Below are 24,273 nucleotides of genomic sequence, written 5' to 3'. Positions count from 1 at the left end.
ATTTACCCGATTTGGCCCCACCGTGCGGCAACATTCATACTGACTGGGCATCAACCCGGCGTCACGCTCCGCGCGGGCCTGGCACCGGCAAGGCCGCACACGGCGTGCCGGGGTGGCTCAGACCGCCGCCTCCGCTGCTTCGCTTATGCCGCCACGCTCCACACCAGGCGGCCAGGGCGTGCGGTGTTGTCGGCGGCTGGCACGTATCGGACCCATGGTGTGTTGGCGAGCGCCACCAGGGACACGTGGTGGAAGTCCGGGTCCCTACGATGCGGTACGTGCCGGAGCGGACCAGCTGGGTCAGCTGGGGATCGCTGACCATGCCCGCCGCCGCGCCCTTGCCGATGGCCGCGACGATGCTCGCGCCGCCCCCGCCGTTGATGACCTTCAGGTCCTTGTACGGGATGTCCGCGTCGGCGGCGGCTTTGCACAGCTCGATGTCCGGCAGGCTGCCCACGGAGGTGACGGCGACGGTCTTCTCCCGCGGGTCCTTGACGCCGCGGATGCCGGAATCCGCCTTGGTGACCGGGGAGTACGGCACCCCGCCAGGGCTGGTGCACCCGGCCGGCTTCCCTTACGAGGGCGGGCGGGCCGCCGCCGACGCGTTGCAGGAGCTGGACGAAACGTGGCGGTCGATGCGACCGTTCTTGCCGCCTGGCTCGTAGTGCGTACGTCGACGGGACCGGCCGGCCGAAGCTGAGAGCCCGCCCCGCCCCCGCTCACGGCTCCACGCTCAAGTCCGCGGCGGCGCGGTGCTCGCCCGCACCACGAATTCCACCGGCGGGAGCTCGGCAGCCTGGAACTCTCCTCCCTCGGTGAGCGAAACCAGTGCCTGCGCGGCGGTGCGTCCCCAGGTCAGCACATCCTGGCGCACCGTCGTCAGCGGCGGCGCGATGCAGTCGGCCAGCGGGATGTCGTCGAAGCCCACCACCGACAAGTCCTCGGGGACCCGCAGCCCGCGGCTGGTCGCGGCGGTGATCCCGGCGACGGCCATCAGGTCGTTGGCGTACACGATGGCGGTCGGTGGCCGGTCCAGGTCCAGCAGCTGATGCGTGGCCTGGGCGCCGGCCGCACCGGTGAAGTCCGCCGCCACGGGTGGGATCTCGGGCAGGCCGGCATCCGCCAGCGCACCGCGCCAGGCGTCGCACCGGGCCTCGGTGTGCACATACCCCGCGGCGCCGCAGACGTGTCCGATCCACCGGTGGCCGAGCGAGCGCAGATGGCTGACCGCACGCCGCACCCCGCTGCCGTCGTCGACCCCGAGGGCCGGCACCCGGCCGCCGTGCTGCGTTGGTCCGACGATCAGTGCGCTGATGCCCAGCTCCGTCATGAGTGCGGGCCGCGGGTCGTCGGTGCGCAGATCGGTGAGGAACACGCCGTCGACCCGACCGTCACGGGCCAGCCGCTCATACGCTTGCCGTTCGGTTTCCTCATCGGGGACGACCTGCAGCACGAGCGCGTAGCCGAGCGGCGCGAGGCCGGTCTCGATGCCGGCGACGAACTGTGGGAAGAACGGGTCGGTACTCAGCAGTTCCGGCGGTCGGCGCATCACCAGGCCGAGGGTCTGGGACCGCTTGGTGGAGAGCGCTCTGGCGCCGGCGTTGGGCTGCCAGCCCAGCTGGTCGATCGCCTCCAGGACCCGCTGGCGCGCCTGCGGGCTGACCCCGGGGCGGTCGTTGATGACGAAGGAGACCGTCGCCTTGGAGACCTGGGCCAGCGCGGCGACATCACCGATCGTGGGCCGACTGCCCCCTCCCCGGCGTGGCCGGGGAGGCGTCGCCTGGCGGGAACCGTCCGCCGATCCACCCGGTCTGTCCTGGCCCCGCACCATACCGCCTCGCCTTCCAGTGATTCGGGACGTACGGCTCCTGGGTGGCAGAACTGTGCCACCCGGGTCACCGAAACGTTTCGCACCCGTCCTTGACGCTTAGATATTAAACCGGTTTGATGACGCTCGTAACCCCGCGGTGATCATTCTGACGGGGCGGGCCGGCGGCGACGAGAGGGGAGTCGCTTCGGACCCTCAACAACCCGCATGGAGAGGAGTTGGGCACAATGAGGCGTTTTCCGCGTGTAACGGTGCTGACCGCCGCCGCAGCGCTTGTCCTGCCATTGTCCGCCTGCGGTTCGGGCGACGCCGACGGCGGCAAGCCGACCTCGGGACCGATCGACATCTGGTACTCGACGAACAAGCAGGAACAGGTCTGGGCCAAGGCCACAGTGGATGCCTGGAACGCTGAGCACACCAAGGAGAAGGTCACCGCCAAGGCGGTTCCGTCGGGCAAGTCCACCGAAGACGTCATCGGGGCCGCGATCACCGCGGGCAACACCCCGTGCCTCGTCTACAACACCGCTCCGGCGGCGGTCGCCGCATTCCAGAAGCAGGGCGGCCTGGTGAATCTCTCGGACACCTTCGGCGATGCCGAGTCCTTCATCAAGAAGCGCTCCGGCGGTGCCGCGGACGGCTTCCGTTCCCCGGACGGCAAGTTGTATCAAGTGCCGTGGAAAACCAACCCGTTCATGCTCTATTACAACAAGGACGTCTTCAAGAAGGCCGGCCTGGACGCCGAGAATCCGAAGCTGAGCACGTACGACGATGTGCTGGCCGCGGCGAAGAAGATCAAGAGCAGTAAGGCGGCGAAGTTCACCTTGTATCCGCCGGCGACCAGTGACTACACCAATGCGCTGTTCGACTTCTATCCGCTGTACCTGGCCAACTCCGGCGGCACGCAACTGGTGAAGGACAAGAAGGCCACCTTCACCTCCGACGCCGGACGGCAGACCCTCGGCTTCTGGCAGCAGATGTACGCCAACGGCTACTCGTCCCCGGAGGCGTACAGCGGCGACATGTGGGCGGGCCCGTTCGCCGACGGGGTGGCCGCCATGGGCATCGCCGGGCCGTGGGGCAAGGGACAGTTCGACGGCAAGGTGAAGTACGGCGTGGTGCCGCTGCCCACGGCCGAGGGAATACCGGCAGACAAGACATCGACGTTCGCGGACTCCAAGAACGTCGGTCTGTTCACCTCGTGCAAGCACAAGCGGACCGCCTGGGAATTCACCAAGTTCTCGATGAGCGCGAAGAACGACGCGGCACTGCTGGAAGAGACGGGGCAGTTCCCCACCCGCAGTGACGTGGCCGCCGTCACGGGGGGCTATCTCAAGGACAATCCCTTCTACCGGCCCTTCGCCGACGCGGTGCCGCGGGCGGTGGACGTGCCGAACATCGCCGGCTCGACCGAGGTGTGGAAGACGTTCCGCACAGCCTGGGAAGACGCGGTGCTGCCCGGGAAGGGCGATGTGAAGTCGACCTTTGACAAGGCCGCGCAGCAGATCGACGACCAGATCGCCGGCTGACGAGGCACACCATGAAATCACTCCGCGACAGCCGCGATGGGACCCAGGCCGCAGGTGATTCGCCCCGCGGCCGGCACCCCCGCCACGCACCGCCGGCAGCCGCAACCGAACGCCGTATCCCGGGTCGCCGGCCCGGCGCCTCGCGGCTCCAGCGTTGGCTGGGCAACAGCCCGCTCGGGCTCGTCCTGACCGCGCCGTACACCGCCTACGTCCTGGTCGTGTTCATCATCCCGTTCGGGGTCGGCGTATGGATGGCCTTCCACGACTACTTCTTCACCGCGCCCGGCGTCTCCGTGCCGCACCCGTTCGTCGGGTTCGACAACTTCACCGAGGTCCTCGGCGAGGAGAAGACCCAGCGCGCCTTCGCCAACCTCGGGTTGTTCATGGCGATCAACATTCCGCTGACCGTGGTGCTGGCGCTCGCGCTGGCGTCGGCACTGAATGCCGCGACTCGCTGGCGCGGATTCTTCCGGGTGGCGTACTACGTGCCGTACGTGACGGCCTCGGTCGCCACGCTGGCGGTCTGGCTGTTTCTGTTCAATGGCTCCGGTGCCGTCAACAACGTCCTCGGTCCCTGGGCCCCGGACCCGTCCTGGCTGGCGAACAGGCACCTGGTGATGCCGCTCATCGCCGTCTACGTCACCTGGAAGCAGCTCGGGTTCTACATCCTGCTCTACCTCGCCGCGCTACAGAACGTGCCCAAGGAGCTGCACGAGGCGGCACTGACCGACGGAGCCGGGCGCTGGCAGGCGTTCCGGGCCGTCACCCTGCCGGCCGTCCGGCCCGTCACCTCGCTCGTCATCCTGCTGTCGATCATCACTGCCGGGCAGCTCTTCACCGAGCCGTTCCTGCTCACCGGCGGCGGCCCGAGCGGCGCCTCGCTCACCCCCGCGCTGCTGGTGTACCAGCGGGGTATCGAGCAGGGCGAGCCGGATGCCGCGGCAGCCATCGGACTGATTCTCGTCACCGGCGTGCTCATCATCGCGACCGTCGCCCGGCGCGTCATGGAGAGGGACTGATATGGCCTACATCGCGCGCATCGCCCGCATCCTGCGCTATGCCACGCTCGGCCTGGGCGCCATCGCCGCGCTGCTGCCGTTCTACTACATGCTCATCGGGGCGCTGCAGAAGAAGCGCGACACCGGCCTCGGCGGCCTGCTGCCGAAGCCGAGCAACCTGACCCTGGACAACCTCGCAGGTATCGACGACTCGTTCAGCCTGTTGGGTGCCCTGGCCAACTCCCTGATCATGACGCTCGGGGTGGTGGTCTGCACGCTGGTCTTCGGCCTGCTGGCCGGCTACGCCCTGGCGATCCTGCGCTTCCGCGGCCGCGGCCTGGTGTTCGCGCTCGTCCTGCTGGTCCAGGCGATCCCGTTCCAGTTGCTGATGATCCCGCTGTACGTGATGGTGGTGCGTTACTTCGGCCTCGCCGACAGCTACGCCGGAATGATCCTGCCGTTCGCCATCAACTCCGTCGCCGTGCTCATCTTCCGCCAGTACTTCCTCCAGATCCCGCGCGAGATCTTCGACGCGGCGCGCATGGACGGAGCGAGTGAGCTGCGCATCCTGCGCTCTGTGGCGGTGCCACTGGTGCGCCCGGCGATTCTCACAGCCATGCTGGTGACCTTCATCGGCCCGTGGAACGAGTTCCTCTGGCCGTTCCTGGTGACCAAGGACCAGGGGATGCAGCCCCTCGCGGTCAGCCTGGCGAACTTCTCGCAGGCCAATTCCACCTTCCAGGCCAACCCCATGGGTGCTGTGCTCGCCGGTGCCTGCGTGCTGGCGGTGCCGGCCGTCGTCCTCTTCCTGCTCTTCCAGCGCCACTTCACCTCTGCCAACCTCGGATCCGCGATCAAAGGCTAGGTATGACCCAGCGCAATACCGAAACCGCGCTCCCGTACGCACTCAAGCGGGTCGGCGTGCTCATGAACGCCGACCCCACCGACCCCCTGGAGGCCGAGGGCGTCCTCAATCCGGCCACCGCCTGGGGGCCCGACGGCGAGCTCTATCTTTTCCCCCGCATGGTCGCGACAGGCAATGTCTCCCGGATCGGCCGCGCCCGTGTCGTGATCGAAGACGGCGTACCGGTCGGCGTCGAGCGCCAGGGCGTGGTGCTGTCCCCGGACGAAGGCTTCGAGCGGGGCGCACACAATGCCGGCGTGGAGGACCCCCGCATCACCTTCGTCCCCGACCTGGGCGTGCACGTCATGACGTACGTCGCCTACGGGCCGCTCGGCCCGCGGCCCGCGTTGGCCGTCTCTACGGACACGATCACCTGGCGCCGTCTGGGCCCACTGCATTTCACGTATCAGTCGCACCTGTCCACCGACTTGAACTTCTTCCCCAATAAAGACCTTGTCTTCTTCCCCGAGATCGTGCCCGGCCCCGACGGCCGTGCGAGCTTCGCGATGCTGCACCGGCCGATGTGGGACCTGGACTGGCTGCGCCCGGGCGAGGGCGCCCCGGCCCCGGCCGGGGTGGCCGACGGCCGCCCGTCGATCTGGATCGCGTACGTAGACGCCGAGGCGGCCCGCCGCGATCTTTCGGCGCTGACCTCGCTGCGGCACTCCGCTCCGGTGGCCGCTCCGGAGATGCCGTTCGAGGTGGCGAAGATCGGTGCGGGTCCGCCGCCGCTGCGGGTGCCCGAGGGCTGGCTGCTCATCCACCACGGGGTGACCGGCCCGGTCGCGAGGGGCTTTGAGCTCAGCCATGGCGCCGTCTACCGGGCCGGGGGCATGCTGCTGGACCCGGACAATCCGGCGCGGGTGCTGGCGCGCTCGCAGGAGCCGTGGCTGTCTCCGGAGACCCGCGAGGAGACGGTAGGAACGCTTGGCAACGTTGTCTTCCCGACGGCGGTCGAGCGCATCGCGGGGACCGTCTATGTGTTCTACGGGATGGCGGACAGCGCGATCGGCGTAGCCGCCCTGGAGCGGACCGCGGACTGACGCCTCTGACCTGAACCGGCTTGCGGCCGACGGCTTCTCGCCGTTCGGCCGCAAGCCGGTTTACGTCTGTGCTTCGCGTCACCTGAGGGGCTGTGTCACCGTCTTGCCGAGGTTCGGGCCGGCGCCCAGCGGGAAGCTGGCGCGACGGGTGCGGCCGGGTGCGGCAAGGGTGACGGAGACCGTCAGGCCGGGCTGGTCGGGGTTGGCGACGCTCGCCACGACGGAGTCACCGTCCTCGTTGAGCATGATGATGGCCGGCTGATCGACTCGCAGCGTGCGGCCTGATCCCAGGTCGAGGGAGCCCGCGGCATGGAAGGTCGCCATCGTCAGCCGCAGCCGCGGGTGGCGGACTGCTTGGACCTGCTCGTCGTTGCGCAGGATCCTGACGACCGGCTTGGCCGCATAGGAGCGGACCTTTTCGGGTGTCGCGCCGGGCAGGAGGACGTAGGCGTACTTGGCTCCGTCCGGGCTGGTTCCGTGGTCAAAGAAGAGGGTGAAGGCATTCCGCTTCACTGGATCACGGTCGAGCCAGCTCCCGGTCTGCTCCTTGTTCGAGACCTTCAGCGGCCCGCCCTCCGGGAAGACGTAGCCGATCTCGTCGTTGTACGCCCATGAGGCGCCGGTGGCAGCTGAATCGGTCCCCGGGCGTACGGCCTTGCCGCCGACGGAGGCATTGGACCGGGCCGCTCCCTGATTGACGGTCGTATGGACGGCATACTGCGAGGTGGAACTGATCCCGGCGCCGAGCGCGACCATCTCATCGTCGAAGTAGAAGTAGCTCTTGCGCCCGGTGGTCGAGAACCGGTCGAGGGTGAAGACGCTTGCCCCGTAACGCCCGTCGGAGACGCCGCCGGTGAAACTGCCGCGGTTGGCGGGACTCGACTGCGTCGTCACCTTGGTGTAAGGCGCGGTGACACCCGGGTAGTGGAACCAGTCGAATGCGGGTACGAGGTCGTCGTATTCCCGGTTCGTGACCTGGATCGAGGTGGCTCCCGCCGCGTTCCAGTCGATCTCGTTGCCGACTTCGGGCCGGAAGGTGGAGCGGTACTCACTGCCCTTCATACGAGGGGAATTGACCCTGGTGAATATTCCATACGCGTCCCGCAGATGCGAGGAGAACTCCGAGCGCCAGAAATACTTATGCCCGACGACGCCGTTCTCCCGGGTCTTCCCGCGGATATTGTCGGCAAGCCACTGATATGCCGCCGAGTTACTCTCATCGGCCCGGACCATCCGGTCGAGCGGCTCGAGGAAGTCGGCCGCGTAACTCGTAATACCATCAATGGTGTTGGGGGGACGGTACCCGAGGTACATCATCCCGATCTCCCCGCGGATCAGCCAGCGGGTCCCGTCGAGGATGTAGAAGGCGATGGCGTCGATGTTCTCGGGCGAGAAGGCGAAGCTGGTGCCGCGCGCGACATCGGCCCAGGCCGCGACGATGGTGAACAGGGCCATGCCGTAGCCCTCGCTGTAGAGCTGCGCCCCATGCGCCCAGAAGGACGAGTCCACCTGCACGGCCTCGGTGACCTTACCGCTGCCGTCGACGGCGACCGTCTGCGACATGGTGGCGTAACCCTGCTCGATGTCGGCGGTCGCGTGCTTCGCGACGGCCTCATAGAGGTAGTTCTCGGTCCTCCAGGAGCCGTTCGCCCCGGCCGGGTCCAGGCGGCCGGTGTTGTGGACGTACGTCACCTCCCGCGCCTCGGTGCTGAGTTTGTCGCCGACGAAGATCGACACCCGGCCCATGGCCATCGACTTGCCGATCTCGACTTCCCACCAGTTCGTGCTGGTCGGTTTGACACTGTCCCAGTAGAGAAGCGCGCGGTTCAGGGCCTCGATCAGCTCCGGTTTGCCGTAGCCCGCGGCACCCGGGTCACGGTAGGCATGAGCCATCGCGATCATGCGGTACAGCGCGTGATAAGGCGACCAGACCCGGCCGTTGGCGGAACTGGTGGTGTCGCCGTAGTCCACATTGGGCCACGAGCCGTCGGCGCGCAGGGACTCGACATAGGCCAGGGCCTCGGACGTACGGGCGAGGAAGATGCCATTGGCGATTCTCACCTGGTCGCCTTGGGCAAGAAACCGCTGTTGCAGGCGTTCGATGATGAGTTGGATGTCATCCGTCGCCGCTTGACTTCCACTGGCTTCGGCAGCCCGCGCGAGAGTCGGTACTGACAGCGTCAGTCCGGCGACACCGGCGGCGAGCCCGAGGCCCCCGAGTAGGACGCGACGTCGATCGGGCAGGGGAACCACTCCATTTTCCGTCATGCGGACTCCTTTGGGCGCACCCAGATCCTGACAACGTTGCCGTGGGGGGGCGTGCGTCGGTTGACGAGGTCTTCCGGGTGCTGATTCGGTCACGGCTTCGGCTTGGTGCACACCGATTGCTAAACCGGTTTGAAAGTGACTCGTAAACAGTTACCGGCTGTGGCCTGGGTACGTCAACAGTCGCGACGCCGGGAGGGCGCGGGTGGCTTCGGCCCCTAGGGGGCGGCGGGCAGCCGCCCGGCGGGGCGAGGGCCGAGGATCGGGGGCGGGATGGTCGATGCGTCGATGGCGCCGACGAGGGTGCTGCGGGACCCGTTCGGCCAAGCCCCGGGCCCTGACGGGATGCGGGCAGCCGTGCCTCATTGCCGCCGGGCGGGGAGCCTGTGGGACTCGAACCATCATCGATGCCGGTCAAGCGGTGGGAGTGTATTTGTTGATCAGGCCACCGAGGACGGGGTGCGCAGGATGGGTGACGGGGGAGTGGATCGGAGTCGGTTGTTGGTGGGAGCCGGGTGGCAGCTGGTTCCGGGTTCGGTGAGGGTGATGTGCGTTGTAGTGCGTGCCTTTGGCATGCGGCCAGGGCATGGCGCGGATGGGAGCCTCGTGACCGGCACCAGCATGCTCCAGGCTCTCGGCATCCCCGATCGCGCCCTCGGTGGCTTCGCCGCGACCACCGGCTTCACCGCCGTGAGTATCGATGCCATCTTCGCTCGTCGGCGCCGACCCGCCCGTACCGGACACCCGCTGGAAGAGAGCCTGACCATGCCCCTGCGTATCGACTGTATGCCGACGACTTCACCGGCGGAACCGATGTCGCCGCGGCCTTCCGGCGTGCGGGCCTTCGCACCGCCCTGGTCTTCGGCCCCCGGACGACACCACCGAGCCGCCCGCCGACCGCGATGCCGCCGTGGTCGCGCTGAAGTCCCGTTCCGTGCCCGTCGAAGAGGCCGTCGCTGATTCCCTGGCGGCCCAGCGCTGGTTGTGGAACAGGGGCGCGACGCCGATCTACTTCAAGTACTGCTCCACGTTCGACTCCACCGCCAAGGGCAACGTCGGCCCGGTCGCCGATGCCCTCATGGACGCCGACGGCGGTGCCGTCACCCTTCACTGCGCCGCCTCACCGCCCAACGGCCGTACCGTCTACCAGGGACACTGGTCCTGATCGACTGGGCCACGATGCGCCGCGGAGCCACGGCCGTCCGCGACGCCCTCATCGCGCATCAGCAGGCCGGCGTCCGGCACGTCATCGCCGACGCGCTGACCGGCGACGATCTCGCCGTGCTCGGTGCCGCGGCTCTCGAACTCCCCCTCGTCGCCGGAGCCGCGGGCCTGGCCGAAGGCATCGGGCACGCCTACCCCGGTGCCGGTCAGGCCACCACCGAGCGGTTGCCCCAGGAAGGGCGGGCGGCCGTCCTGGCCGGCAGCTGCTCGGCCCGCACCCTGGAACAGATCGCCCGCTTCCATGCCGCCGGGCTGCCCTGGCCCAGTTGGGTGTGGACGAGGCCGCCGCCCAGGTCGAGGAAATGCTGGGCGTGCTGGCCCTTCGCCTGGTCGGGGGCGGGGTGCGCCGGCTCATCGTCGCGGGCGGCGAGACCTCCGGTGCCGTCACCACCGCTGCTGCCCTGCCACGCCCCCGGTGACAGTGCTCTGGAACCCCTCGCCGAGCAGACGGCTCGCCCTCGCCGAGCAGACGGCTCGCCCTCGCCGAGCAGACGGCTCGTACGCATCACGCACTCCTCCTCGCCAATCACGGTCCCGTGATCGCCGCCGCCACCCTGGAACGGGCCGCGGACGCGATCGAGGAACTGGAGGAGACCGCCAAGCTGTACCTCTTGCTCAGAGGCCACACCACGCGCCCCCTGACTCCGGAACAGGCTGCCGCGCTCGCGCCCACGTTCCCCTGACGGCCGGACAACAACGGCGTGGCAGCTCCGTTGACGGGCATGCGCCGCTGGGCTCTCCCTGGCCGAAGAGTGGTGCGTGACTTCGAACCGGCCCACTGCCGTTCGTCTGGCGGTGCCACCGCCGATGGTCATCGAACGCCTGTCGACGTCGGCCACGGCCAATCCGATTCGGTGATGAAGCCGGTCAGCGCGGCAGCGACGGCATCGGGCTGTTCATCGGGGATGAAGTGCCCTGCCAAGGCGAGGGAAAGGCGACCCAAGCGCCGATGTCGTGGGCGACCAGCCAGTATGTCGAGACTCCGGGCGCCTTGACCGCGGCGTCGACGTGCGCAGCGACCGCGTGCGTGTCGTAGCTGATGTCCGGGCGTTCGGAGTGGCCCTGGCCCGGCACGTCGATCGCGATGACGTGGAATCGGTCGGCCTGGTTCGGCATCACCTTGCGCCATGCCTACCAGGTCTGTGGGAACCCGGTGAGCAACACGACAGCCGGACCTCCGGCTGGCCGCCCTCAACCGCGTGAAGCCGGACGCGGCCCGCGTCGACCCAACGGTGGGTGAAACCGGCCGGGTCGGGCAGCGGCAGGTCGCGGACCGGGTTGCCGGAGACGCGGGGGGCGCTTGCGGGGCCATTCATGATTCTCCTCCCCTGGGGTGACTCCTCCCCTGGGGTGAGGTGTGTCGACTGTCTGCCGAAGGTGCCAGGTGTGCTGGTTGATTCCGTGCGTCGGCCTCCGCGATGGGCCACTCCTCACGGCGCCGGACGGCGAGGTGCCCTCCTGGCGGGACAGCTACGGCGAGCCGTCCTCGACGATCGTGCTGCAGGTGCGCGGCGGCGCTGTGCGCTCCGAACCCTTCGGCCCGTTTCCGGGGTACGGACGGTGAGGAGTCGCCGGTGGAACCTTCCTTGATCACTGCGTCGGGCATTGACCGTAGCGCCCGGTCGTCACGGCGCCTGGTCGCACTCTGTCGACTCCGCGGCGACCTGGCCGCGACTTCATCGCACTGAGTGACCGAAGTGAGGCACTCCGTTCCGCCCCGTGCTCATACGAGCAAAAAAATGCGCGCCCGTTGCTGTGAGGTTAATTCCAGATCTACTGTCCCTCGCCAGGACCACATCTGGAGGCCCATATGCGCATCAATCGCATTCTCGGGATCTTTTTCGGAACATTTTCTCTCCTGGCGCTCGCCGCCTGCTCGGTGTCGACCAGTCCCGGTGGCTCCGGCGACTCAGGTAAACACAAGAGATCCGGAGCGCTGACCATCGGCTTCAGCCAGGCCACCCAGCAGTCGCCGTTCTACGTCCAGCTCCGCCAGGGCGCGCGGAAGGCCGCCGAGAAGGCCGGAGCGAAGCTCTACTTCGCCGACGCGGGCGGCGACGTGACCAAGCAGAACAACGACATCCAGGACCTCATCACCCGCGGTGTCGACGTGCTGATGGTCAACCCCGTCGACCCCAAGGGGGTCAAGGCGGGACTGGCCGCCGCGAAGTCCGCCGGAGTGTCCGTCGTCACCGTCGACCGTCCGGTGCCCTCCGGGGCCACCGCGCATGTGGGCCGGGACAACACCGCGATGGGGCAGCTCGTCGGCGAGCGGATCGCCAAGGAGCTGGGCCCCAAGGGCGGCAAGATCATCGAGATCAAGGGTGACGCGGGCGGTGCCGTGGCGCGCGACCGCAGCGCCGGGTTCCACAAGGCCGTCGCCGCCAACAAGAAGATCCGCATCGTCAGTGGCCCGTACTGCGACTACATTCGCTCCAAGGCCGTCACCGCCATGCAGGACCTGCTCCAGACCAACCCCGACGTCAAGGCCGTCTACGCGCACAACGACGACATGGCACTCGGTGCCCTCCAGGTGCTCAAGGAGAACGGCCGCTCCGATGTGAAGGTCGCCGGGGTCGACGGTCTGATGGAGGCGGTCAAGGCCATCGACCAGCACGGCCCCTACACCGCCACCGCCCTCAACGACCCGATCTCCCTGGGCCGGACCGCGGTCAAGACCGCCGAGGACGTCGCCGACGGCAAGAAGGTCGCCGCGTCCATCGACGCCGGCACCGCGCTGGTCGACCGCGACAACGCCCACAAGTACGTCGGCGGGACGACCTTCGCCTCCGAGGGTGCGCGGTGACCCGCGCATCCGGCCCCGACACCCACTCCCCGGACACCCACTCCCCGGACACCCACCCTGTGGAAGGAAACGACACCATCATGCCGGAGACCATGCGAGCCGCCGTGCTGCACGCCCCGGGCGACATCCGGGTGGAGCGCCTGCCCGTACCGGAGCCCGGCCCCCGCGAGGCGCTGGTGCGCGTCGCCGCCTGTGGCGTCTGCGGTTCGGACATCTCCCGGATGCTCCGCCCCGAGGTGGCCTACAACCTGCCGCTGGTCTGCGGCCACGAGTTCTCCGGCCATGTGGTGGCGCTCGGCTCCGAACTCGCCGCCTCCGGCACGGTCCGGGCCGGCGACCTGGTGGCCGTGCCGCCGCTGATCCCCTGCCGCCGGTGCGGCCCCTGCACCCAGGGGCGGTACAGCCTCTGCGAGGACTACGACTATTTCGGCAGCCGCCGGCCCGGGGCCTACGCCGAGTACGTGGCCGTGCCCGAGGACAATCTGCTGGTGCTGCCCGCCGATCTCGACCCGCGGGCCGCCGCGATGCTCGACCCCGCCGCCATCGCCCTGCACGCCATCTGGCGCACCAAGCTGCGCGCGGGCCACCGGGTGGCCGTGGTCGGCGCCGGCCCCATCGGGCTGTTCGCCATCCAGTGGGCGCTGCTCCAGGGCGCCAGCGAGGTGCTCTCGATCGATGTGAGCGAGGAGAAGGCGGCCATGGCGCTGGAGGCCGGTGCCACCCGGACCGCCACCACACCCGAGCAGGCCCGGGAGCTGGCCGGGCCCGGCTTCGACGTCATCGTCGAGTCCGCCGGCGTTCCCGCCACCGCCGACCAGGCCGTGTCGCTGGCCGCCCGGCACGGCCAGGCCGTCTTCATCGGCATCCCGCACGATCCGGTGGTGCTGCCCAAGTCCACCTTCAGCGCCTTCCTGCGCCGCGAGATCACCTTGCACGGCGCGTGGAACTCCTTCTCCGCACCCTTCCCGGGAGACGAGTGGCGGCTCGCCGCGCAGGCCATGGCGGACGGCCGGCTGCGCTGGAAGTTCATGATCACCCATGAGCTGGACCTGGACGATCTGGGCGACACCATACGCAAGCTGGGGGAGCGGTCCATGTTCAGCTCCAAGGTGCTCTTCCTGCCGAACGGAGACCGTCCATGACCGCGCTGCTGGCCATCGACCTCGGCACGGAGAGCGCCCGCGTCTGCGTCTACGCGGCGGACGGCGCCACGCTGGGCCGCGGCGAGAGCGGCTATCCCACCGTCTTCCCGCACCCCGGCTGGGCCGAGCAGGATCCCGAGGACTGGTGGCGCGCCGTGGTCTCCGCGGTCAGGGCGGCACTCGCCGAGGCGGGTTCGCCCGCCGTGGCCGGGCTCGCCGTGGCCACCACCGCCTCCACCGTCGCCGTCCTCGACGCCGCGGGCCGCCCGCTGCGCCCGGCCCTGCTGTGGATGGACGCCAGGGCCAGCGCGGAGTCCGAGCTGACAGCGGCCGCGGACCATCCCGTACTGGCCTACACGGGCGGCGCGGACGCCGTCGAATGGCTGGTACCGAAGGCCATGTGGCTCGCCAGGAACGAACCGGAGACCTATCGCGCGGCGCACCGCGTCACCGAAGCGGTCGACTATCTCGTCTGGCGGCTGACCGGGGAGTGGGCCGGGTCGCGGATGAACGCCGTCTGCAAGTGGAACCACGACCCACTCGGCACCGGGCTCCCCGACGACCTGTACGCGACGTTCGGCGTCCCCGATCTGCGCGACAAGCTGCCCGAGCGGATCGTCCCGGTGGGCGACCCGGTGGCCCCGGTCGGCGCCGCCGCCCGCGAGGAGCTCGGCATCCGCGGGGAAGCGTTGGTCTGCGCGGGCGGCATCGACGCCCATCTGTCGCTGCTCGCCATCGGCGGGCCGCGCACCGGACGGGTCTCCATGGTCTCGGGCACCTCCACCGCCTTCATCACCGAGATCGACGCCCCGGTCTTCCCACCGACGATCTGGGGCCCCTACCCCGACGCCCTGAACGCCGGACGCTGGCTGATCGAAGGCGGCCAGGTCAGCTCCGGCTCCGTCCTCACCTGGGCGGGGGAGGCCCTGCTGGGACGCCCCCGCGCCGAACTGCCCCGGCTGATCGCCGACGCCGCGGCCCTGCCGCCCGGCGAGCACGGCCTGCTGGTCCTCGACTACTTCATGGGCAACCGCACCCCGCTGCGCGACCCGAGGCTGCGCGGCGCCGTGCTCGGCCTGACCCTCGCCAGCCGCCCGGTGGAGATCTACCGGGCGGCCGTGGAGGGCGTGGCGTACGGCACCCGCCAGGTCCTGGAGTCCTTCGTCGAGGGCGGGGTGCCGGTGGACGAGGTGTACGTCTCCGGCGGCATCCGTCACAACCCGCTGTGGCTGCGCACCACGGCCGATGTGCTCGGCCGTCCGCTGCGGCTGGTCGAGGGCGACAACCTCACGCTGCGCGCGTGCGCGGTCATCGCGGCGGCCGGCACCGGGCAGACCGGTTCGCTCGCCGAGGCCGCGGCCGGTTTCGCCCTCCCCACCCGGACCGTGGAGCCCGACGGCACCCACCGCGAGGTCTACCAGCGAGGCTATGCCGACTACCGCGCGGCGACCGCCGCCACCCGCGCGATCTCCCACCGGCTGACCACCCCATGGGGATCGGAGGTGCCCGTATGAGCGGCACCGAGGACGAGGCACTGCTGTACCAGGTCGCCTCCATGTACTACGAGCGGGACCTCACCCAGGAGCAGATCGGCGAGGACCTGCACTTCACCCGCTGGAAGGTCGGCCGGCTGCTGGCCGAGGCACGGCAGGCGGGGATCGTACGGATCCAGGTGGTCCACCCCAAATCGCGGATGCGGGGCCTGGAGGAGCGGCTGCGGGACGCCTTCGGGCTGCGGGACGCCGTGGTGGTCGCCCGCGGCCAGACCGACGACGAGGAGGCGCTGCGGGCACGGGTCGCCGAGGCCGGGGCCGACTATCTCGCCAGGCTGCGCCCGTCCCCCCGGCTGCTCGGCGTCTCCTGGGGCCGCACCATGGATCTGCTGGCCCGCGGTCTCAACCCGGGCTGGACCCACGGCGTCCACGTGGTGCAGATCAACGGCGGGCTCAGCCGCTCCCGGCGGCCCAGCTCCGCCCAGGACATGGCCAGCCGGATCGCCCACCTCGGCGAGGGCACCCTCACGGTGCTGCCGGCCCCGGCCATCGTGGAGCAGGAGACCACCCGCCGGGTGCTGGAACGGGACAGCGCGGTCGCCGACGTCCTCACCCAGGCCGCCGAGGCCGACACGGTGCTCTTCAGCCCCGGTGCGATCGGCGCGGACTCGGTGCTGGTCGGCTCGGGCTACCTCACCGCCGAAGACGTGGAACGGCTGGCCAGGGCCGGCGCGGTGGGCGATGTGGCGGGACGCTTCATCGGATCCCGGGGAGAGGTCATCGACCAGGCGCTGGACGACCGCACCCTCGGTCTGCCCCTGGAGGCCCTGCGCCGCAGCCCGGTGTCGGTTGCGGTGGCCTCCGGAACCGCCAAGCACACCGTGTGCGCGGCCGTGGTCACCAGCGGGCTGTGCAACACCCTGATCACCGACGACCACACCGCCTCCCATCTGCTCAACCCCGCTTCCCGCGAACGGCTGTCCCGGAAGGAGAGGCCATGAACGCGCCCGGCACCGGCGGGCCGCCGGAGCTGAGCCCGCGCCTGAGCATGCGCGGAATCGTCAAACGCTTCCCCGGCACCCTCGCCAACGACCACGCCGAGCTGACCGTCCTGCCCGGTGAGGCCCACTGCCTGCTCGGCGAGAACGGCGCGGGCAAGAGCACCCTGATGAAGATCCTGGCCGGCTCCGTACAGCCGGACGAGGGCGAGATCCGCCTCGACGGTGAGCCCGTACGGCTCACCAGCCCCCAGGCCGGCATGGCCGCGGGCATCTCGGTGATCTACCAGGAACTCGATCTGGTGCCCGATCTGACCGTCGCCCAGAACCTGCTGCTCGGCCGCGCCCCGGCCTGGGGCCCGGTCATCCGCCGCGGACGGCGGGCCGAACTGGCGCGGGAGGCCATCGACCGGGTCGGCGGCGACTTCCCGGTCAACGCGGTCGTCCGCGAACTGCCCATCGCCGCCCAGCAACTCACCGCGATCGCCAGGGCGCTCACCACGCGGGCGCGGGTCATCGTCATGGACGAACCCTCCGCCACCCTCGGCGAGAACGATCTGCGCAAGGTGTTCGACGTGATCCGTTCCCTCACCGCGGAGGGTCGCTCGGTCATCTACATCTCACACCGCATGGACGAGGTGATGGAGATCGGCGACCGCGCCACCGTGATGCGCGACGGCCGCTCGGTCTCCGTCCACGACCTCGCCCGCACCACCCCCGACGAACTGGTCGCCGCGATGATCGGCGAGTCCCGTGAGCTGGTGCGCCCCACCGACCGGCCCCGGCCCGAGGGCCCCGCACTGCTGGAGATCCGCCGGGTGCACCGCCCCGGACTGATCGACGTCCGCGACATCGAGGTCCGGCCCGGCGAGGTCGCGGGCCTGGCGGGGCTCGGCGGCGCGGGCCGCACCACCTTGCTGTCGGCGCTGTTCGGCGACACCGGGGCGTCGGTCTCGGTACGGCTCGACGGCGCCGAGCCACGGCTGTCGAGCCCCGCCGCCGCCGTGCGCGCCGGATTCGCGCTGGTGCCGGAGAACCGTAAGGAACAGGGGCTGATGCCCGGTCTGTCGGTGGCGCGCAACGCCGCCGTCACCGCGCTGGGCCGGCCGCCCTGGCTCGCCCCGCACACCACCGGACGCCGCAGGGCCGCGCCCGCGCTGACCGGTCTTGGCGTCCGGTACTCCTCACCCGACCAGCCGGTGGGGAAGCTGTCGGGCGGCAACCAGCAGAAGGTCGTACTCGCCAAGTGGATCGCCAAGGGGGGCCTTCGGGTGCTGCTGCTCGACGAGCCCACCCGGGGCCTGGACGTGGGAGCCAAGGCCGATCTGTACCGCCAGGTGCGCCACCTGGCTGACCAGGGTGTCGCGGTGCTGCTCGCCAGCAGTGAGCTGAACGAACTCACCGCCAACGCCGACCGCGTCTGGGTGCTGCACGAGGGCCGCAACGTGGCCTGCTACGACCCCAGGACCACCGACGAGGCCACCATCGCCCACACCGTCATCACCGGAGAAACCCCCGCAACGAAGGCCGCATCATGACCACATCCTCCGCAGTGGCCGAGCCGACAGCGGCAGCCACCGGCACCCGACGGGCCCGGCCCCGTGGCGCCGAACTCATCGTCAAATTCAACCTGGTGCTGGTTTTCCTCGCCCTGTGCGTCGCGGCGAGCCTGCTGACACCCGACTTCCTCACCACCCGTAATCTGTCCAACCTCCTCCAGCAGTCGGCGCTGACCGGCATCGTCGCCACCGGTATGACCCTGGTCATCCTCACCGCCGGCATCGACCTGTCGGTGGGCAGTGTCGCCGCCTTCGGCGGGATGACGGTCGCGCTGCTGATCGGCGACGATGTCAACGTCGTCCTGGCCATCGTCGCCAGCGTCGCCGCAGGCGCCCTGTTCGGGACCGTCATGGGCGGGCTCTCCGCCTATCTGTCCCTGCCCGCGTTCATGACCACCCTGGCCGGGCTCACCGCCATCCGCGGACTGACCTACCTGCTCACCGACGGCGAGCCGACCAGCGCCAACCTGCCCCACTCCTTCCAGCTGCTCGGCGGGGGCTTCATCGGCTACATACCGATCGTCGGCCTGATCTTCGTGGCCGTCACCATCGCCGCCGGCCTCGTCCTGCGCGGCACCACCTTCGGCGAATACATCTACGCCGTCGGCAGCAACAAGGAGGCCGCGCGGCTGTCCGGACTGCCGGTCCGGGGCGTCATCACCGCCGTCTTCGCCATCTCCGGAGCCCTCTCCGCACTGGCCGGCGTGCTGCTGACCTCACGGCTCACCATCGGCCAGCCCACCGCCTTCAACGGCCTCGAACTGGACGCCATCGCCGCGGTGGTGCTCGGCGGCACCCATCTCTTCGGCGGCCGCGGCGGAGTGATGGGAACGTTCGTCGCGGTCCTGCTGCTGTCGGTGCTGCGCAACCTGTGCAACCTGATGGGCCTGGGCTCCTTCTTCCAGATGGTCGTCACCGGTCTGATCCTGATCGTCGCCCTGATCCTCAACATGCTGATGGAGAAGCGAGGCGTCCGTGCCTGACACCGCTCCCGGGCTGCCCCGCTCCACCGACAACGCCTCGCTGCGCGCCTTCCTGCACGGCCTCCCGGGCGTCGACGAGGTGGGCGCCCGTGCCCGCGCCGCCGCTCTGGCCACCCGCTCGATCAAGACCACCGCCAAGGCATACGCCATCGACCTGGCCATCCGGATGGTCGACCTGACCACGCTGGAGGGTGCCGACACCCCCGGGAAGGTACGCGCCCTGTCCGCGAAGGCCCGTCGGCCCGACCCGGAGGACCGTGACGTCCCGCAGGTGGCCGCCGTCTGCGTCTACCCCGATCTCGTGCCCGTGGCCGTGGACGCCCTGCGCGGCAGCCCGGTGGCCGTGGCGTCGGTGGCCACCGCCTTCCCCGCCGGGCGGGCACCCCTGGAAGCCAAGCTCGCCGACACCCGCCAGGCCGTCGCCGACGGCGCCGACGAGATCGACATGGTGATCGACCGGGGCGCCTTCCTCGCCGGTGACTACCGCAAGGTCCACGAGGAGATCGTCGCGGTCCGCGAGGCGTGCGCCCGGCCCGGCGGCGAACCGGCCCATCTGAAGGTCATCCTGGAGACCGGCGAACTGGCCGCCTACGACAACGTGCGGCGCGCCTCCTGGCTCGCCATGCTCGCCGGCGCCGACTTCATCAAGACCTCCACGGGCAAGGTGAACCCGGCCGCCACCCTGCCGGTCACCCTCGTCATGCTGGAGGCGGTCCGCGACTTCCGCGCCGTCACCGGCCGTCAGGTCGGCGTCAAACCCGCCGGTGGCATCCGCACTACCAAGGACGCCCTGCGCCACCTGGTACTGGTCAACGAGACCACCGGCCCCGACTGGCTCGACCCGTCCTGGTTCCGGCTCGGTGCCTCCAGCCTGCTCAACGACCTGCTGATGCAGCGGACCAGACTGGCCACCGGCACCTACCCGGGCCCCGACCACTACACCCTGGACTGACGCATGGCCGACACCACCTTCGCGTACGCCCCCGCACCCGAGTCCCGGGCCGTCGTCTCGCTGCGGCCCGCCTACGGACTGTTCATCGACGGCGCATTCACCCCGCCCACCGAGCGACTGATCACCACGGTCAACCCGGCCGACGAGGAACCGCTGGCGGAGGTGTCCGTCGCCGACGAGGGCGATGTGGACCGCGCCGTGACCGCCGCCCGGCGGGCCTTCGAGCACGTATGGTCGCCGATGCCCCCCGCCGAGCGCGGCAAGTACCTCTTCCGGATCAGCCGCATCATCCAGGAACGCGCCCGCGAATTGGCGGTCCTGGAGTCCCTGGACAACGGCAAGCCCATCAAGGAGTCGCGGGACGTGGACATCCCGCTGGCTGCCGCGCACTTCTTCTACTACGCCGGCTGGGCCGACAAGCTCACCCACGCGGGCTTCGGCGCCGCACCCCGGCCACTGGGCGTCGCGGCCCAGGTCATCCCCTGGAACTTCCCCCTGCTGATGCTCGCCTGGAAGATCGCCCCGGCCCTCGCCACGGGCAATACGGTGGTGCTCAAACCGGCCGAGACCACTCCGCTCACCGCCCTGCTGTTCGCCGAGATCTGCCAGCAGGCAGAACTGCCCCCGGGCGTGGTCAACATCGTCACCGGCGCCGCCGACACCGGACGCGCCCTGATCGCCCACCCCGGCACCGACAAGGTGGCCTTCACCGGTTCCACCGAGGTCGGCCGGGAGATCGCCCGCACGGTGGCGGGCACCGCCAAGAAGCTCACCCTGGAACTCGGCGGCAAGGGCGCCAACATCGTCTACGACGACGCGCCCCTGGACCAGGCCGTCGAGGGCATCGTGAACGGCATCTTCTTCAACCAGGGCCATGTGTGCTGCGCCGGATCCCGGCTGCTGGTCCAGGAGTCCATCGCCGAGGAGGTGCTGCACCGGCTCAAGGAGCGCGTTTCGCGGCTCAGGCTCGGCGACCCGCTCGACAAGAACACCGACATCGGCGCCATCAACTCCGCCGAACAGCTCGCCCGTATCCGCGCCCTCGCCCAGACCGGCCGGGACGAGGGCAGCCAGGACTGGGCCCCCGACTGCGAACTGCCCCCACGCGGCTATTGGTTCGCGCCGACCGTCTTCACCGGGGTCACCCAGGCCCACCGCATCGCCCGGGAGGAGATCTTCGGACCGGTGCTGTCCGTCCTCACCTTCCGCACCCCGGACGAGGCGGTCGAAAAGGCCAACAACACCCCCTACGGCCTGTCGGCCGGAGTGTGGACAGAGAAGGGAAGCCGCATGCTGTGGACCGCCGGCCGGCTGCGCGCCGGTGTGGTGTGGTCGAACACCTTCAACAAGTTCGACCCCACCAGCCCGTTCGGGGGCTATCGGGAATCGGGGTACGGGCGCGAGGGCGGACGACACGGACTGGAGGCGTACCTCGATGTCTGAGCTCCCCTTGTCAGCCGCGGCCCGAGTGCCGGTGCGCAAGACCTACAAACTGTACCTGGGCGGGGGATTCCCGCGATCCGAGTCGGGGAGGAGCTATCCGGTGACCTCAGCCGAGGGTGAGCCGCTGGCCCACGCCGCGCTGGCCTCGCGCAAGGACGCCCGGGACGCGGTGGTCGCGGCCCGCCGCGCGTTCGGCCCGTGGGCCGCCCGTACCGCCTACAACCGCGGACAGATCCTCTACCGCGTGGCGGAGATGATGGAGGGGCGGCGCGCCCAGTTCGTCCAGGAGACCATCGATGCCGAGGGCCTGGACACGGCGCGGGCCGAGGAGACGGTCTCGGCGGCCGTCGACCGCTGGGTGTACTACGCGGGCTGGACCGACAAGGTCGCCCAGGTGCTGGGCGGCACCAACCCCGTCTCTGGGCCGTACGACAACCGCTCCGTACCCGAGCCCACGGGGGTGGTGGCGGTCCTCGCGCCGCAGAAGTCCCCGCTGCTGGGCCTGGTCTCGGTGATCGCGCCGGTGATCGCGACGGGCAATACGGCGGTGGTGGTGGCGAGCGAGCCGCATCCCCTGCCCGCGGTCACCCTGGCAGAGGCCCTGGCCACCTCGGACCTGCCCGGCGGTGTGGTCAACATCCTCACCGGCCGCCTCGCGGAACTGGCCCCGCCTCTGGCGTCCCACGCGGATGTCAACGCGCTGGACCTGACGGGAGCCGGTGAGCGGGCAGCCGAACTGGAGGAAGCGGCGGCCGCCACCCTCACACGCGTCCTGAGACCGCGGCCGTCCCCCGACTGGGCGGCCGCACCGGGACTGTCCAGGATCACCCCGTTCCTGGAGACGAAGACCGTGTGGCACCCCGTGGGGATCTGACCGTTCCCGCCCGAAGCGGTCCAGGCCCAGGCCGTGCTCGAGTTCCCGGTAGCCGTGCTCGACGCGTCACCGGGTCTCCGCCAGGCGGAGCGGCTCCGGGATCGGGGTGTCGTCGGGCAGGTCCGACAGCCGGAACCGGGGTCGGGGCACCCTCGCCGTCGGGCCATTGGGCCAGCAGCCGCACCTGGGGCAGGACGCCGTCCCACCGGTCGTGCTCGGCCACCGCGGCTGCCCGGGCCGGCCGACGGGAGCGCACCCCGGCCGGTCGGACACCTCGCTCACCGCTCATTCGGGCTACCGCCGTCGCCCACGTGGACACGATCACCACACAACGGGCAGCTTTGCCGATCTCCTCCTCGGATCCGTCGGCGGCAGGGCACCACCCGGGGTACGGGGCCACGGCAACGGCGATGGGGGGGAGGGGATTATGACTTGAGGCCGACACCGACCCACAGACTGACGTCGGCATCGCTCGGTGCCGGGCCGTCTCCGGAGGCATCTCCACCGCTCCCGGCGGACGGCCGCCAGCGGTGGCCGACGACGATACCGGGCTCGATCAGGTCGAGATCGGTGAAGAAATCCGCCACGGCGGCCTTGCCACGGAACTGCACCGGGGTTCCGGCCCGGTCGTAGATGTCGGTGACCTTCTGCCAGGTCTGGGGATCGAAGTCCGGTGTGCAGTGGCTGAGCGCGAGGGCGCTTCCCGAGGGCAGCGCGTCCATCAGGCGGCGGACGATCCCGTGCGCGTCCTGGGCGTCCGTGACGAAGTGCATGAGCGCGTTGAGGCTGAGGGCCACGGGCTTGGTCAGGTCCAGTGTCTCGATGAGCTCGGGGGACCGGAGGATGGCGTCGGGCTCGTTGACATCTGCCCTGATGTAGGCGGTGCGGCCCTCCGCGGAGCTGCTGAGCAGGGTCTGCGCGTGCACGAGGACGATCGGGTCGTTGTCCACGTAGACGATGCGGGCCTCGGGTGCCACCGATTGTGCCACCTCGTGCAGGTTGGGCTTGGTCGGAATGCCGGTGCCGATGTCGAGCCACTGCCGGATGCCATAGTCCCGGGCGAGCACGCGCGTGGCGCGGTGCATGAACTCGCGGTTCTCTCGGGCGCAGACGAAGATGCCGGGGTACGCGGCCGCGACCTTGAAGGCGGCCTCCCGGTCCGCCTCGTAGTTGTCCTTACCGCCCAGATAGAAGTCGTACATCCGGGCGGAGTGTGCCTTGTCCGTGCGCAGGTTCAAGGCGTTGGGCAGTTCGCGAGACATGCGGGCTCCGAGGTGGGGGTGCGCTTTCATGATCGCCAAGTCGCACGGTCAGGATAGGCCCTTCCCGCGGTCATATGCGCGAGAGTCAGCCAACCACCAGTGGAAGTAAGGGGGTTGGGGGCGGAGGGGAAGTGGAGATGTTCCGCGTACGCGCGCGAGCCGCGGATCTCCGAGCAGGCCCCGGCCCGGCCCTGCCCCCGGCCCGCGGAGCGGCGGCCGAGCCGGCAGCCGGGTGCGGGGCGGCGGGGCGCGGTGCCCGAGGGGCCCGGGTGTCCCCGTCGGGCACCGCGATCTGTGGGGTCAGGTGGCCGGGTGCCAGGAGGAGAACCAGCCGTCGGGCATGGCCTCGATCGCCTCGGGAAGTGAGGCGGCCGGGTGGATTGGGCGCCCGTAGGCCCGCGTCACCTTGTTGAGTTCGTCGAGTCGCCCGCCCGCGAGTTCGATCGCGGCGGCGCGCTCGGCCGGGACGTGGTACGACACCGCGTCCCGCCAGATCGACCGTCCCGCCAGGTATCCGGAGGCATCCGCCTTGCCCGCGATCTCGACCTGGGTCCTGAAGTCCTCGTGGCCCACGCCCGCGGAGAGGACCTGTCTGATCGGCGGCGCCAGCCGGCTCGCCCCGAACGTCACGATCGGCCCCATCGCGTTCCCGCACACCGCCGGCATGAGCGTGGATGTCGCGATTATCGGCGGTTGTTGAGCGGGGTGTGCCAGGGCCGGGACAGGTGGAGTCGCCGGCAGGTGTGGGATCGGTTCGCGCTGGGGTGCTGACTCAGGGGTTTCCGCCAGAGTCAGCGGACGAGGTGATCGCGGAGTGCGGCCGGGCTGAGCGGTGGCAGTGGTTGCCGCAGGCTCGGGTGGTCGTCTATTTCGTGCTGGTCATGTGCTTGTTCGTGGGGCGGGGATACGAGGAGGTCGCGCGGCTGCTCACGCACGGGCTGGAGCGTATGGGCCGGTGGAAGGGGAAGGCCGC

Annotated in this window: 21 protein-coding genes and 3 pseudogenes; 17 read left to right on the top strand and 7 right to left on the bottom strand. The window is 70.0% G+C overall.

Features of this window, described 5'->3' with window-relative positions:
* Positions 1-61 precede the first annotated feature (61 nt).
* A complete protein-coding gene (locus AS97_RS01215; protein ID WP_210564178.1) occupies positions 62-541 on the bottom strand; it encodes a hypothetical protein in 480 nt (159 codons plus the stop codon).
* A 192-nt stretch (positions 542-733) separates the two neighbouring features.
* Positions 734-1,831 (bottom strand): LacI family DNA-binding transcriptional regulator, encoded by a 1,098-nt coding sequence (locus AS97_RS01210; RefSeq protein WP_210564177.1) that lies wholly within the window; start codon positions 1,829-1,831, stop codon positions 734-736.
* A 224-nt stretch (positions 1,832-2,055) separates the two neighbouring features.
* On the opposite strand from AS97_RS01210, the gene AS97_RS01205 reads away from it, so the two are divergent.
* Genes AS97_RS01205 through AS97_RS01190 form a run of 4 tightly spaced genes read left to right on the top strand, consistent with a single transcriptional unit; the run spans position 2,056 to position 6,299 of the window.
* A complete protein-coding gene (locus AS97_RS01205) occupies positions 2,056-3,354 on the top strand; it encodes an extracellular solute-binding protein (protein WP_210564176.1) in 1,299 nt (432 codons plus the stop codon).
* A gap of 11 nt (positions 3,355-3,365) precedes the next feature.
* Positions 3,366-4,373, top strand: coding sequence for a sugar ABC transporter permease (locus tag AS97_RS01200; protein ID WP_210564175.1), 1,008 nt, complete (start codon positions 3,366-3,368; stop codon positions 4,371-4,373).
* Positions 4,374-4,383: 10 nt separating this feature from the next.
* Positions 4,384-5,217 (top strand): carbohydrate ABC transporter permease, encoded by an 834-nt coding sequence (locus tag AS97_RS01195; RefSeq protein ID WP_086710995.1) that lies wholly within the window; start codon positions 4,384-4,386, stop codon positions 5,215-5,217.
* Between the two features lie 2 nt (positions 5,218-5,219).
* Positions 5,220-6,299 carry a glycosidase gene (locus AS97_RS01190; protein ID WP_210564174.1) on the top strand — a complete coding sequence of 360 codons (1,080 nt, stop codon included), beginning with the start codon at positions 5,220-5,222 and terminating at the stop codon, positions 6,297-6,299.
* A gap of 78 nt (positions 6,300-6,377) precedes the next feature.
* Here the strand turns inward: AS97_RS01190 and AS97_RS01185 are convergent, their stop codons facing one another.
* Positions 6,378-8,360, bottom strand: a complete 1,983-nt coding sequence (locus tag AS97_RS01185; RefSeq protein WP_247204192.1) for a polysaccharide lyase family 8 super-sandwich domain-containing protein — start codon at positions 8,358-8,360, stop codon at positions 6,378-6,380.
* Positions 8,361-9,079: 719 nt separating this feature from the next.
* Between AS97_RS01185 and AS97_RS48860 the strand changes: the two genes are divergently transcribed.
* The 4 genes and pseudogenes from AS97_RS48860 (at position 9,080) to AS97_RS48855 (ending at position 10,471) form a co-directional block, all read left to right on the top strand.
* Positions 9,080-9,487: a four-carbon acid sugar kinase family protein gene (locus AS97_RS48860; RefSeq protein ID WP_349017575.1), complete on the top strand. Its 408-nt coding sequence runs from the start codon at positions 9,080-9,082 to the stop codon at positions 9,485-9,487.
* Positions 9,475-9,848: pseudogene (locus AS97_RS48410) on the top strand (four-carbon acid sugar kinase family protein); the annotation flags it as partial. The gene AS97_RS48860 and the pseudogene AS97_RS48410, both read left to right, overlap by 13 nt.
* Before the next feature lie 242 nt (positions 9,849-10,090).
* On the top strand, positions 10,091-10,207 hold the full coding sequence (locus tag AS97_RS46680; protein ID WP_247204753.1) for a hypothetical protein: 117 nt from the start codon (positions 10,091-10,093) through the stop codon (positions 10,205-10,207).
* Between the two features lie 117 nt (positions 10,208-10,324).
* Positions 10,325-10,471 (top strand): hypothetical protein, encoded by a 147-nt coding sequence (locus AS97_RS48855; protein ID WP_349017574.1) that lies wholly within the window; start codon positions 10,325-10,327, stop codon positions 10,469-10,471.
* A 247-nt stretch (positions 10,472-10,718) separates the two neighbouring features.
* On the opposite strand, the pseudogene AS97_RS01170 reads toward AS97_RS48855, so the two are convergent.
* Positions 10,719-11,104, bottom strand: a pseudogene (locus AS97_RS01170) (alpha/beta fold hydrolase); the annotation flags it as partial.
* A gap of 494 nt (positions 11,105-11,598) precedes the next feature.
* On the opposite strand from AS97_RS01170, the gene AS97_RS01165 reads away from it, so the two are divergent.
* Genes AS97_RS01165 through AS97_RS01125 form a run of 9 tightly spaced genes read left to right on the top strand, consistent with a single transcriptional unit; the run spans position 11,599 to position 22,038 of the window.
* On the top strand, positions 11,599-12,594 hold the full coding sequence (locus tag AS97_RS01165; protein ID WP_210564172.1) for a substrate-binding domain-containing protein: 996 nt from the start codon (positions 11,599-11,601) through the stop codon (positions 12,592-12,594).
* Entirely contained in the window at positions 12,591-13,736 is a 1,146-nt protein-coding gene (locus AS97_RS01160; protein WP_210564171.1) for a galactitol-1-phosphate 5-dehydrogenase, read from the top strand. The genes AS97_RS01165 and AS97_RS01160 overlap by 4 nt, the downstream gene beginning before the upstream one ends.
* Complete coding sequence (locus AS97_RS01155) at positions 13,733-15,250, top strand: FGGY-family carbohydrate kinase (RefSeq protein WP_059148133.1); 1,518 nt, start codon at positions 13,733-13,735, stop codon at positions 15,248-15,250. Before AS97_RS01160 ends, AS97_RS01155 begins: the two co-directional genes overlap by 4 nt.
* Positions 15,247-16,230, top strand: coding sequence for a sugar-binding transcriptional regulator (locus tag AS97_RS01150; protein WP_059148134.1), 984 nt, complete (start codon positions 15,247-15,249; stop codon positions 16,228-16,230). Before AS97_RS01155 ends, AS97_RS01150 begins: the two co-directional genes overlap by 4 nt.
* Positions 16,227-17,765 carry a sugar ABC transporter ATP-binding protein gene (locus AS97_RS01145; RefSeq protein WP_210564170.1) on the top strand — a complete coding sequence of 513 codons (1,539 nt, stop codon included), beginning with the start codon at positions 16,227-16,229 and terminating at the stop codon, positions 17,763-17,765. The genes AS97_RS01150 and AS97_RS01145 overlap by 4 nt, the downstream gene beginning before the upstream one ends.
* A complete protein-coding gene (locus tag AS97_RS01140; protein WP_059148136.1) occupies positions 17,762-18,769 on the top strand; it encodes an ABC transporter permease in 1,008 nt (335 codons plus the stop codon). Before AS97_RS01145 ends, AS97_RS01140 begins: the two co-directional genes overlap by 4 nt.
* A complete protein-coding gene (deoC, locus tag AS97_RS01135) occupies positions 18,762-19,721 on the top strand; it encodes a deoxyribose-phosphate aldolase (RefSeq protein WP_059148137.1) in 960 nt (319 codons plus the stop codon). The genes AS97_RS01140 and deoC overlap by 8 nt, the downstream gene beginning before the upstream one ends.
* Positions 19,722-19,724: 3 nt before the next feature.
* Positions 19,725-21,164 (top strand): aldehyde dehydrogenase family protein, encoded by a 1,440-nt coding sequence (locus AS97_RS01130; protein ID WP_086707176.1) that lies wholly within the window; start codon positions 19,725-19,727, stop codon positions 21,162-21,164.
* Entirely contained in the window at positions 21,157-22,038 is an 882-nt protein-coding gene (locus tag AS97_RS01125; protein ID WP_059148139.1) for an aldehyde dehydrogenase family protein, read from the top strand. The genes AS97_RS01130 and AS97_RS01125 overlap by 8 nt, the downstream gene beginning before the upstream one ends.
* Positions 22,039-22,044: 6 nt before the next feature.
* On the opposite strand, the pseudogene AS97_RS46675 reads toward AS97_RS01125, so the two are convergent.
* The 3 genes and pseudogenes from AS97_RS46675 to AS97_RS01115 all read right to left on the bottom strand — a co-directional run.
* A pseudogene (locus AS97_RS46675) lies at positions 22,045-22,309 on the bottom strand (IS701 family transposase); the annotation flags it as partial.
* A 154-nt stretch (positions 22,310-22,463) separates the two neighbouring features.
* A complete protein-coding gene (locus AS97_RS01120; RefSeq protein WP_210564169.1) occupies positions 22,464-23,300 on the bottom strand; it encodes an SAM-dependent methyltransferase in 837 nt (278 codons plus the stop codon).
* A gap of 300 nt (positions 23,301-23,600) precedes the next feature.
* Entirely contained in the window at positions 23,601-23,930 is a 330-nt protein-coding gene (locus AS97_RS01115) for a hypothetical protein (protein WP_210564168.1), read from the bottom strand.
* Between the last annotated feature and the right edge of the window lie 343 nt (positions 23,931-24,273).

It is taken from the genome of Streptomyces sp. AgN23, from assembly GCF_001598115.1.
Lineage (GTDB): Bacteria > Actinomycetota > Actinomycetes > Streptomycetales > Streptomycetaceae > Streptomyces > Streptomyces antimycoticus.
Note: the sequence above shows the minus strand (reverse complement) of the source record. Positions and strands in the feature narration are given on the sequence as shown.